The sequence below is a fragment of the Acidovorax temperans genome (assembly GCF_006716905.1).
Taxonomy (GTDB): Bacteria; Pseudomonadota; Gammaproteobacteria; order Burkholderiales; family Burkholderiaceae_C; genus Acidovorax; species Acidovorax temperans.
Genome location: NZ_VFPV01000002.1, coordinates 53114 through 63802, shown reverse-complemented (window position 1 = coordinate 63802; position 10689 = coordinate 53114). Strand labels below are relative to the sequence as shown.

The 10689-nt window shown below is 64.0% G+C and carries 8 protein-coding genes; 3 read left to right on the top strand and 5 right to left on the bottom strand.

Annotation, left to right across the window (positions count from 1 at the left end; genetic code table 11):
* Positions 1 to 3: 3 nt before the first annotated feature.
* Both BDD18_RS08455 and rsmA read left to right on the top strand, forming a co-directional pair.
* The gene (locus BDD18_RS08455; protein ID WP_142082673.1) at positions 4 to 1428 is read left to right on the top strand and encodes a peptidylprolyl isomerase; all 1425 of its coding nucleotides are present in this window, start codon (positions 4 to 6) and stop codon (positions 1426 to 1428) included.
* A 118-nt stretch (positions 1429 to 1546) separates the two neighbouring features.
* Positions 1547 to 2323, top strand: coding sequence for a 16S rRNA (adenine(1518)-N(6)/adenine(1519)-N(6))-dimethyltransferase RsmA (rsmA, locus tag BDD18_RS08450; RefSeq protein ID WP_142082671.1), 777 nt, complete (start codon positions 1547 to 1549; stop codon positions 2321 to 2323).
* A gap of 560 nt (positions 2324 to 2883) precedes the next feature.
* Here rsmA and BDD18_RS08445 read toward each other — a convergent pair.
* The 5 genes from BDD18_RS08445 to aptA all read right to left on the bottom strand — a co-directional run bounded on the left by BDD18_RS08445 (position 2884) and on the right by aptA (position 9585).
* Positions 2884 to 3309, bottom strand: coding sequence for a barstar family protein (locus tag BDD18_RS08445; RefSeq protein WP_044395098.1), 426 nt, complete (start codon positions 3307 to 3309; stop codon positions 2884 to 2886).
* Between the two features lie 139 nt (positions 3310 to 3448).
* On the bottom strand, positions 3449 to 3859 hold the full coding sequence (locus BDD18_RS08440) for a guanyl-specific ribonuclease (RefSeq protein ID WP_044395099.1): 411 nt from the start codon (positions 3857 to 3859) through the stop codon (positions 3449 to 3451).
* A gap of 155 nt (positions 3860 to 4014) precedes the next feature.
* Positions 4015 to 6330: an NADP-dependent malic enzyme gene (locus tag BDD18_RS08435; protein WP_044395100.1), complete on the bottom strand. Its 2316-nt coding sequence runs from the start codon at positions 6328 to 6330 to the stop codon at positions 4015 to 4017.
* A 313-nt stretch (positions 6331 to 6643) separates the two neighbouring features.
* Positions 6644 to 8161, bottom strand: a complete 1518-nt coding sequence (locus tag BDD18_RS08430; RefSeq protein ID WP_066695376.1) for a CoA-acylating methylmalonate-semialdehyde dehydrogenase — start codon at positions 8159 to 8161, stop codon at positions 6644 to 6646.
* A gap of 68 nt (positions 8162 to 8229) precedes the next feature.
* Positions 8230 to 9585 (bottom strand): omega-aminotransferase AptA, encoded by a 1356-nt coding sequence (gene aptA, locus BDD18_RS08425; RefSeq protein ID WP_142082669.1) that lies wholly within the window; start codon positions 9583 to 9585, stop codon positions 8230 to 8232.
* A 121-nt stretch (positions 9586 to 9706) separates the two neighbouring features.
* Here aptA and BDD18_RS08420 point away from each other — a divergent pair, with 121 nt between their 5' ends.
* Positions 9707 to 10675, top strand: coding sequence for a LysR family transcriptional regulator (locus BDD18_RS08420; protein ID WP_211360729.1), 969 nt, complete (start codon positions 9707 to 9709; stop codon positions 10673 to 10675).
* Positions 10676 to 10689 lie beyond the last annotated feature (14 nt).

The window sequence follows — 10689 nt, the reverse complement described above, 5'->3', positions numbered from 1 at the left end:
GCCATGAACCACCGCGTGATGACCTTGGCCCTGGCGGCCAGCCTGGCCTGCCTCGCATCCCAAAGCGCCTTGGCGCAGGGGCTGCGCCCCTCCAGTGGAGCCAGCAAGGGCCTGGCACAAACCCCGGGTGCCGCCGCGCCAGCCGGCACGGCGCCCCTGGCACTGCCCACCCCTTCTGCGGCAGACACCGGCCCCCGCTCGGCCGACTTCATCGTGGCCATCGTCAACTCCGAGCCCGTCACCAACTACGAAGTGCGTTCGCGCGTGGCCCGCATCGAGCAGCAACTGGCACAGCAGGGCGGCAACGCCCCCCGCCCCTCACGTGAGCTGATCGCCCGCGAGGTGCTGGAACGCATCATTCAGGAAAAGGTCCAGCTGCAACTGGCCCGCGAAATGAACCTCAAGGTGGACGACTACGCCGTCAACCAGGCCGAGGCGGCCGTGGCCCAGCAAAACGGCCTGACGGTGAGCGAGCTGCAACGCCGCCTGGTCAGTGAAGGCCTGAACCGCGACCGTTTCCGTGAAGAGCTGCGCAACCAGCTGCTGCTTCAGCGCGTGCGCGAGCGCGAGGTGGACGCCAAGGTTCGCGTGAGCGACCGCGACATTGACCAGTTCATCCGCGAGCAGCAGGGCAGCGAAGTCAGCGCGGCAGAAATCAACCTGGCCCATGTGCTGGTGCGCGTGCCCGAAGACGCCAGCCCCGACGTGGTGGCCGAGCGGCAGGCCCGCGCCCAGCAGGCGGCCGACAAGGTGCGCGCAGGCGAAGACTTTGCCAAGGTGGCCCGGGAATATTCCGACGCCCCCGAAGGCCGACGCGATGGCGGCCTGCTGGGCCTGCGGCCGACCGACCGCTACCCCGAGCTGTTCGTCACCTCCACCCAGAACCTGCCCGTGGGCGGCGTGGTGGGCCCCGTGCGCTCGCCCGCCGGGTTTCACATCCTCAAGGTGGTGGAACGCTCCGCTGCGGGCTCCGGGCCTACGGTCGTGCAGACCAACGCCCGCCACATCCTGCTGCGCACCGGTCCCCAGCTCTCTGAAGCAGCGGCTGCAGAGCGCCTGAACGAATACCGCCGCCGCATCCAGGCCGGTCAGGCCGACTTTGCGACGCTGGCACGCGAACATTCGCAAGACGGCAGCGCCAAGCAGGGCGGTGACCTGGGCTGGGCCAACCCCGGCCGCTACGTGCCTGAGTTTGAACAGGCCCTGAGCACCCTGCGACCCGGCGAAATCAGCGAGCCCCTGGTGTCGCGCTTTGGCGTGCACCTGATCCAGCTGGTGGACCGCCGCGAGGCCAAGCTGAACCAGCGCGAGCAGCGCGACATGCTGCGCGACGCCGTGCGCGAGAAGAAGCTGGAAGAAGCCTACGCCACCTGGGCGCAGGAACTGCGTGGCCGCGCCTACGTGGAATACCGCGAGCCCCCCCAATGAACGTGACCCCCACTGTCGCCCACTGCGTGTGGCTCCATGCCCCCACACGCAGGCGTTCCCTGCGCTTTGCGAGTGCCTGGGGCTGCTTTTTGCCTTGGGACAGCCCGGCGACAAAACCATGAAACACATCCCACGCAAGCGCTTCGGGCAGCACTTCCTGTCCGACCAGGGCATCATCGACGGCATCGTTCAGGAGATTGCCCCCCAGCCGGGCGACCCCATGGTCGAGATCGGCCCCGGTCTCGCCGCCCTCACGCAGCCCCTGGTGGAACGCCTTGGCCGCCTCACCGTGATCGAGCTGGATCGGGATCTGGCTGCGCGGCTGCGTTCGCACGGGCAGTTGGATGTGATCGAGTCGGATGTACTCAAGGTCGATTTCACCGCGCTCGCCCAAACCTTTCGCGAGCGCCTGAACCAACCGACCCTGCGCCTGCGCGTGGTGGGCAATCTGCCGTACAACATCTCCACACCCATCCTGTTCCACTTGCTGGAGCATGTGGACGCCATCCAGGACCAGCACTTCATGCTGCAAAAGGAAGTGATCGACCGCATGGTGGCCAGCCCCGCCACGGGCGACTACGGCCGGCTGTCGGTGATGCTGCAGTGGCGCTACGCCATGGAAAACGTGCTGTTCGTGCCGCCCGAGAGCTTCGACCCGCCCCCGCGCGTGGACAGCGCCGTGGTGCGCATGGTGCCGCGCGAGGCACCCGCGCCGGTGAACGTCGCGCTGCTGGAAGAACTGGTGCAAGTCGCCTTCAGCCAGCGCCGCAAGCTGCTGCGCCACACCCTGGGCCGCTGGCTGGAAGCCCGCCAGTTCCCCGGCACCTTCGACACCCAACGCCGCGCCGAAGAAGTGCCGGTGGACGAATACGTCGCACTGGCACAGCAGGCGTGAATTTGCTCTTAAATTGATAGCTGCTAGCGCTTGCGGGACAAGCGGTAGCGGCCAATTTGATCAGTATTGGGAAAGTCTAGGGGCTCAGGCTGGTCGCGCAGCAGATGAGCCCACCAACATCGCACCGGTCTTGATGCGATGCCAAATCCGTCAGTCAAGCATCAATGGGTGTGAACGAACCAGGCTGGGAGCAGATCCCGGGCTTCAGTCGCTCGCGCCAATGTCGTCACTCACCTTCGCAACTGGCGCGGCCAAGGCGAGAGACACCGCGCAAGGGCCGCCCCGCCGCGCTGGTGTCGTCCCCCTTCCCAGAGCGCGAAGCGCGCAGAGAGAAGGGGGAAGGCGCAAAGCGCCTCAGGGGGATGAACCGAGCTATGCCGCGCTGAGCCAATACCCCGCATTGAACGGACTGCTCATGCGCAATGCCAGGGGCGACACATCGACCAGTTTGTCGGTAGGCATCTTCTCTTCGGGCTCTGCTGCAATTTCAATCCGTTGGACCTTGGGTGCTTCACTAGCCTCGTTCGCCCGTTCTGCCTGGCTGTTGGATGCAGAACGGGCTACAGAAAAGAATAGAAACACCGGAAGGGAATTTTCCGGTCACTCCAGTAGTCCGCCGCGTCGCGGAAGATGTCCAGCAGCTGCTCGCGCGCTTCCTTGTCGAACTTGGCGGTCGTAGGAATCTGTTCCAGCACCACGATGAAACCAGGCTGTGGGCCCGATTTGTGCAAGGGGTCTGTCATGCAGTCATACAACGCATCAAAGTTCTTGCCAAAGTGCGCTGGAAAGGTGAACTGCGTGGCAATCAGGTCCAGCACATCCTGCTTGGTCTGTGCATGGGCCAAATTGGCATACAGAAAATGGTGACCGATGGAAGTGGCGGCATCCTGCAGGTCTTGCACGCGAAAGGCGCGAATGGACTGCACGATGTTGGGTCGCACGCCACGCAGGGGCGTTTCCAGGTCTTTACGAAGTGGCGTTTGCATCTCCGCTACTCTTTCTTAATAAAGTCCACAAACTTCTGACATACCGCAAGGCCGTGCAGGCACCTGGCGGTCGGGGGAAATCAAAGGTCACGCCGCGCACCGCCAAAAACTGGCTGGCACACACCGCTGCGGGGGAAAGTCAATTGACGATCACGCGGAAACTGGCATAGTGGTCGCTGGTGTAGTAGCAGGCGTCCGGCATCCGGGGCTGCTGGCCTCCACACACTATGCGGCGTGCACCCCGGTTACGCGCACCTGGCGTTTTGACGGTGTACTCGCGGTAATAACCGCGCTTTTGTGCCGGCAAGATGCGTTCGCGGTTACCAAACACTGTGCCGTCTTTCTCGTAGGGAAAGGGCCCACCCTCGTGGATGAGGGCATAGGTGGCCCGCCCTTGTGCAGGCAAATCGGCCAACGCAATGGAGGAGAGCGAACCAGCATCCGACGGATTTTGGCGGGCCTGACCCGCCACCGGAGCCAACACAAACGCAGCACCAAGAACCCACAAAACTCCAGCCTTGCGAACCCGTGCGGCAATAGCCTTCAGCATCAACGACACCTTTCAGAAACCACGGGTAAACCCCGAAATTTCGAGGTCGTAGTGTGACGCAATACCCCCCAAAAAGCAAGCGCCTGCCCAAATATTGGGCAGGCGCTGCAGGGGGCAAGACCAAACAAAGTTGGTCTTTACTATCTTTTAATGCGTTATCGCGACGCGTTGGCGTCCGCAACGGTCAAAGCCGTCATATTCACGATCCGGCGCACCGTGGTGCTGGCGGTGAGAATGTGCACGGGCTGTGCGGCACCCAGCAGCACGGGGCCAATGGCGATGTTGCCGCCCGCCGCGGTCTTGAGCAGGTTGTAGGAGATGTTGGCCGCGTCGATGTTGGGCAGCACCAGCAGGTTGGCATCGCCAATCAGGTCGCTGTTGGGCATGAGCGCCGCGCGGGCCTTGCTGTCCAGCGCCACGTCGCCGTGCATCTCGCCGTCCACTTCCAGCCAGGGGGCCTGTACGCGCAGCAGTTCCAGCGTCTGGCGCATCTTGACGGCGCTGGGCTGGTTGCTGGAGCCGAAGTTGGAGTGCGACAACAGCGCCGCCTTGGGCTTGATACCGAAGCGCATCATTTCCTCGGCCGCCATCACGGTGATTTCAGCCAGCTGCTCGGCGGTGGGGTCGTAGTTGACGTGCGTATCGACCAGGAAGACCTGGCGGTCAGGCAGCATCAGGCCGTTCATGCAGGCGTAGGTGGTCACGCCTGCGCGCTTGCCGATCACCTGGTCGATGTAGTTCAGGTGCAGGCTGGTGTGGCCCCAGGTACCGGCGATGAGGCCATCGACCTCGCCCTTGTGCAGCAGCATGGCACCGATCAGTGACAGGCGGCGGCGCATTTCGATCTTGGCAATCGGCACCGTGACGCCCTTGCGTTCGGTCATGCGGTGGTAGGTTTGCCAGAAATCGCGGTAACGGTGGTCGTTCTCGACGTTGACCACGTCGTAGTCGCGCCCTTCCTGCAGGCGCAGGCCAAATTTTTCGACGCGCTCGGCGATCACCTTGGGGCGGCCGATCAGCGTGGGGCGGGCGATTTTTTCGTCCACCACGATTTGCGCGGCGCGCAGCACGCGCTCTTCCTCGCCCTCGGCATAGGCCACACGCTTTTTGGCGGCGCTCTTGGCAGCGGTGAAGATGGGCTTCATCGTGGTGCCGGAGGCGTACACGAAGGTTTGCAGATGCTCGCGGTAAGCGTCCATGTCGGCGATGGGGCGCAGCGCCACACCACTGTCCGCTGCCGCCTGGGCCACGGCCGGGGCAATCATCATCATCAGGCGCGGGTCAAACGGCTTGGGGATGAGGTATTCTGGGCCAAACGCCAGGGGCTCGCCCACGTAGGCGGCTGCCACCACTTCGCTTTGCTCGGCCTGGGCCAGCTCGGCGATGGCGTGCACGGCAGCAATTTCCATCTCCAGCGTGATGGTGGTGGCGCCGCTGTCGAGTGCGCCACGGAAGATGTACGGGAAGCACAGGACGTTGTTGACCTGGTTGGGGTAGTCCGTGCGGCCCGTGGCGATGATGGCGTCGTCGCGCACGGCCTTCACGTCTTCGGGCTGGATTTCGGGGTTGGGGTTGGCCAGCGCGAAGATCAGGGGGCGCGTGGCCATTTTCTTGACCATGTCCTGCTTGAGCACGCCACCCGCAGACAGGCCGAGGAACACGTCGGCACCGTCGATCACTTCACTCAGGGTGCGCAGGTCGGTCTTTTGCGCAAACTGGCGCTTGTCCTCGTCCATCAGCTCGGTGCGGCCTTCGTACACCACACCCGCCAGGTCGGTGACCCAGATGTTTTCACGCGGAATGCCCAGCTTGACCAGCAAGCCCAGGCAGGCCAGGGCGGCAGCGCCGGCGCCCGAAGTGACCAGCTTCACCTTCTTGGGATCTTTGCCCGCGACCTTCAAGCCGTTGAGGATGGCCGCGCCCACCACGATGGCGGTGCCGTGCTGGTCGTCGTGGAAGACCGGAATCTTCATGCGCTCACGCAACTTGCGCTCGATGTAGAAGCAGTCGGGCGCCTTGATGTCTTCGAGGTTGATGCCGCCGAACGTGGGCTCCAGGCTGGCGATGATTTCGACCAGCTTTTCGGGGTCCTTCTCGTTGATTTCGATGTCGAACACATCGATACCCGAGAACTTCTTGAACAGAACGCCCTTGCCCTCCATCACTGGCTTGCCGGCCAGCGGGCCAATGTCGCCCAGCCCCAGCACGGCAGTGCCGTTGGTGACCACGCCCACCAGGTTGCCGCGGCTGGTGTACTTGAAGGCGGCGTTGGGGTCCTTGACAATTTCTTCACACGGCGCCGCGACACCCGGCGAGTAGGCCAGTGCCAGATCGTGCTGGTTAACCATCTGCTTGGTGGCAGCGATGGCGATCTTGCCGGGCTTGGGGAACTCGTGGTATTCGAGTGCCGCGCGGCGCAGCTGGGCACGTTTGTCTGGGTTGTTGTTCTGGGCCGTGGTGTTCTCGGGCATGCAGTGTCTCCAGCTTGGGGATAAGGCGCAGCAACCACCGGACACATGCCCGGCGAAGGCTGTCAGCTCTGTAAGGGTCTGCGATTGTAGGCGTCGTTACGTGAAAACCCTAGTAAGCGTATCTGCTTACGGGGTTAGCGCCAGCTCAAAGGGCAGGGCACGCATTGTGCTCCTGTGCAGGCGGGTTTTCGGGTGGGGCCGATGCATAAAAGCTATGGACTGCCGCCGCCAGCGCATAGGGCCCCAGCGCCCCCACCAATCAGCCATGAAAAAACGGCCCGCGAAGGGCCGTTCGTGCTGGCGACCAGCGTGCTCAGCGGCTGCTGGGGAAGCTGAACACCGCACCTTCGCGCACACCGGCGCTGGGCCAGCGCTGGGTGATCGTCTTGCGCTTGGTGTAGAAGCGCACGGCGTCCGGCCCGTAGGCGTGTAGGTCGCCGAACAGGCTGCGCTTCCAGCCGCCGAACGAGTGGTAGGCCACGGGCACCGGCAGGGGCACGTTCACGCCCACCATGCCGACCTGGATGTGGTCGGTGAAGTAACGGGCGGCCTCGCCGTCGCGGGTGAAGATGCAGGTGCCGTTGCCGTATTCGTGGTCGTTGATGAGCTGCATGGCTTCTTGCAGCGTCTTCACGCGCACCACGCCCAGCACGGGGCCGAAGATCTCTTCCTGGTAGATCTTCATGCCGGGCTTGACGTTGTCGAACAGGCAGGCGCCCAGGAAGTAGCCTTCCTCGTGCCCGGCCACCTTCACGCCGCGGCCGTCCACCACCAGCGTGGCGCCTTCGGCCACGCCGCTGTCCACATAGGCCTTCACCTTCTCGAAATGCTGCTTCGTCACCAGCGGGCCCATGTCATTGCTGTTGTCGGTGCCGGGGCCGACCTTCATCTTGGCGATCTCGGTCTTGAGGCCCGCAATCACAGCGTCGCCCACTTCGTCGCCCACCGCCACCAGTAGCGGGATGGCCATGCAGCGCTCGCCGCACGATCCATACGCCGCGCCCATCAGCGCGCTCACGGCGTTGTCCACATCCGCGTCGGGCATCAGCACGGCGTGGTTCTTGGCGCCGCCCAGGGCTTGCACGCGCTTGCCGTGCTTGCAGCCTTCGCTGTAGATGTATTCAGCAATCGGCGTAGAGCCCACAAAGCTCACGGCCTTCACGCGCGGGTCTTGCAGCAGCGTGTCCACGGCCAGCTTGTCGCCGTTGACCACGTTGAGCACGCCGGGGGGCAGGCCAGCTTCCAGCGCGAGCTGGGCGATGAACAGCGTGGAGGAGGGGTCGCGCTCGGACGGTTTGAGCACAAAGGTGTTGCCACAGGCCACAGCCATGGGCCACATCCACAGCGGCACCATGGCCGGGAAGTTGAAGGGGGTGATGCCTGCGGTGACGCCCAGTGCCTGGAATTCGCTCCAGCTATCGATGCTGGGGCCCACGTTGCGGCTGTGCTCGCCTTTGAGCAGCTCGGGCGCGTAGCTCGCGTACTCCACGTTCTCAATACCGCGCTGCAGCTCGCCGTGCGCATCGGCCAGCACCTTGCCGTGCTCGGCGGTGATCAAGGCGGCGATCTTGTCGGCGTTCTCTTCGAGCAGAACCTTGAGCTTGCTCATCACCCGGGCGCGCTTCAAAGGCGGCGTGTTGCGCCAGGCGGGGAAGGCGGCCTCGGCGGAGGCAATGGCGGCTTCCACTGTGGCCTTGCTCGCCAGCGCTACGCTGGTGGTCGATTGGCCGGTGGCGGGGTTGAACACGGGCTGCGTGCGCTCGGTGTCGGCAACGAGCTTGCCGTCGATCAGGTGGCCGATGGTGGTGGTGACGTTCTTGTCGTGGTTCATGGTGATTTCAAGTGAAAAATGCCGCCAGCGCTTATCTAGCAAGCGCCAGCAGCTATCAAATCAGGAGTTCAGGCGGTTTCTTGCAGGGCATCGCCCAGGGCGCTGACCAGGCGGTCGATCTCGGCGGAGGTAGAGATGAACGGGGGGGCGAGCTGGATGGTGTCGCCACCGTAGCGCACGTAAAAGCCCTTTTCCCAGCACTTCATCGCAATCTCGTAAGGGCGCTTGGCAGGTTCGCCGGGCACGGCGGCAATGGTGAAGCCAGCAGCCAGGCCAAAGTTGCGGATGTCGGCCACATGCTTGGCGCCCTTCAAGCTGTGCACGGCGTTCTCGAAGTACGGAGCCAGCGCCTTCACGCGGCCAATCATGTCTTCCTTTTGCAGGATGTCGAGTGCCGCAATGCCCGCTGCGCACGCCACAGGGTGGGCCGAGTAGGTATAGCCGTGAGGGAATTCGAGCATGTACTCCGGGCCGCCTGCGGCCATGAAGGTGTCGTAGATCTCCTTGCTGGCAATCACGCCGCCCAGGGGCTGTGCGCCGTTGGTGACCTGCTTGGCAAAGTTCAGGATGTCGGGCGTCACGCCAAAAGCCTCAGCCCCCGTGAACGCACCAGAGCGGCCAAAACCACTGATCACCTCATCAAAAATCAGCAAGATGTTGTTTTGCGTGCAGATTTCGCGCAGGCGCTGCAGGTAGCCCACGGGCGGGATCACCACGCCGGCGGAGCCCGAGAAGGGCTCGACGATCACGGCAGCGATGTTGCTGGCGTCGTGCAGCCCGATCACTTCCAGCAAGCGGTCGGCCAGCTCCTTGCCCGTGGGCGGCATGCCCTTGTGGAACGAACCTGCGGGCGGCTGGGTGTGGGGCAGGTGGTCGGCCTCCACGCCTTGGCCAAACAGCTTGCGGTTGGCCACGATGCCGCCTACCGAGATGCCGCCAAAGTTCACGCCGTGATAGCCCTTTTCGCGGCCGATCAGGCGCGTCTTGGTGCCCTGGCCCTTGGCGCGCCAGTAGGCGCGGGCCATTTTGAGGGACGTGTCGGCCGACTCGGAGCCTGAGCCGGTGAAGAACACATAGTCCAGCCCTGCGGGTGTCAGTTCCTTCACGCGGTTGGCCAGCTCGAACGACAGCGGGTGGCCAAACTGGAAGGCGGGGGCGTAATCGAGCTTCATCGCCTGCTTGCCGATGGCCTCGGCGATCTCGCGGCGGCCATGGCCCAGGCCCGCGCACCACAGGCCCGAGAGACCGTCGAAAATTTTGCGGCCTTCGGAGTCGGTGTAGTAGGCACCGCTGCCCTCCACGATCATGCGCGGGTTGGCCTTGAACTGGCGGTTGCCGGTGTAGGGCATCCAGTGGGCGTCTAGCCAGGCGGCGTCGGTGCGCACGGGGGCTGTGGGGGTAGGGTCGGTGACGGCGAAGCTCATGGCTCTCTCCTGGCAATATCCTGGCAATAGAAACGGTCGGACACGGTGGTCACGAAGCGCCATTGTTGGGGGCGGTGTTAATCTCTCAAATGAAGCAATATCCATGTTTACTTGAGGATTTATGCAAGTAAAAGCCCCCGCCGCACTGCCCATGGCAGCCCCCGCCAAGCACCGCGCCGTGCTGGGTCAGCTCAGCGACATGGACCTGCGCCTGCTGCAGGTCTTCAAAAGCGTGGCCGAGTGCGGCGGCATGGCTGCGGCCGAGCTGGAATTGAACATTGGCACCAGCACCGTAAGCCGCCACATGAAAGACCTGGAAACGCGGCTGGGCCTGACGCTGTGCCGGCGCGGGCGCGCGGGGTTTGCCCTGACGGCCGAGGGCCAGCGGGTGTATGACGAGACCCTGCGCCTGCTCAGCGCGGTGGATGCGTTTCGCAGCAGCATCGACGACATCCATTCGCGCATGGGGGGGCAACTGGCGGTGGCAGTGTTTGACAAAACCGCCAGCAACCCGGCCGCGCGCATCAGTGAAGCGATTGCGGCCTTTGCCGAGCAGGCACCGGGGGTCAACCTGCAATTGCATGTGGGCTCCATCAACACGATTGAGCGGGGCGTGATGGACGGCAGCTACCACGTGGGCATCATCCCGGCCCACCGCAGCTCCCAAAGCCTGATCTACACCGACCTGTTCACCGAAACCATGCTGCTGTATTGCGGTGCGGGCCACCCCCTGTATGGCGCGCAACATCCGGCCCTGGATTGGGACAGCCTGCGCAGCTATCCGTTTGCCGGGCTGGGCTACCACTCGCCCAACATGGAGCTGAGCCACCGCGCAGAACTGACCCGCACCGCCACCGGGTTTGACCAGGAGTCGATTGCCACGCTGATCCTGTCGGGCCGTTTTCTCGGCTTTCTGCCAGACCATTACGCAGAAGCTTTTGAGCGCACCGGCCGCATGCAGGCCGTGCAGCCCGACCAGTTCCATTACGAGTGCAAGTTCGTGAGCATGGTGCGGCGCTCTCCCACCCCCTCGCGGGCCACGCAAGCATTTCAGGACTGCCTGGCCCGTGCCCATGCCGCTCAGCGCTAGTGCAGCAGCCGCTT

Excerpts from the sequence above, each read along its gene's own strand:
- BDD18_RS08455 (WP_142082673.1), top strand. The coding sequence starts at position 4 with ATGAACCACCGCGTGATGACCTTGGCCCTGGCGGCCAGCCTGGCCTGC.
- rsmA (WP_142082671.1), top strand. The coding sequence starts at position 1,547 with ATGAAACACATCCCACGCAAGCGCTTCGGGCAGCACTTCCTGTCCGAC.
- BDD18_RS08445 (WP_044395098.1), bottom strand. The coding sequence starts at position 3,309 with ATGCAAACGCCACTTCGTAAAGACCTGGAAACGCCCCTGCGTGGCGTG.
- BDD18_RS08440 (WP_044395099.1), bottom strand. The coding sequence starts at position 3,859 with ATGCTGAAGGCTATTGCCGCACGGGTTCGCAAGGCTGGAGTTTTGTGG.
- BDD18_RS08435 (WP_044395100.1), bottom strand. The coding sequence starts at position 6,330 with ATGCCCGAGAACACCACGGCCCAGAACAACAACCCAGACAAACGTGCC.
- BDD18_RS08430 (WP_066695376.1), bottom strand. The coding sequence starts at position 8,161 with ATGAACCACGACAAGAACGTCACCACCACCATCGGCCACCTGATCGAC.
- aptA (WP_142082669.1), bottom strand. The coding sequence starts at position 9,585 with ATGAGCTTCGCCGTCACCGACCCTACCCCCACAGCCCCCGTGCGCACC.
- BDD18_RS08420 (WP_211360729.1), top strand. The coding sequence starts at position 9,707 with ATGCAAGTAAAAGCCCCCGCCGCACTGCCCATGGCAGCCCCCGCCAAG.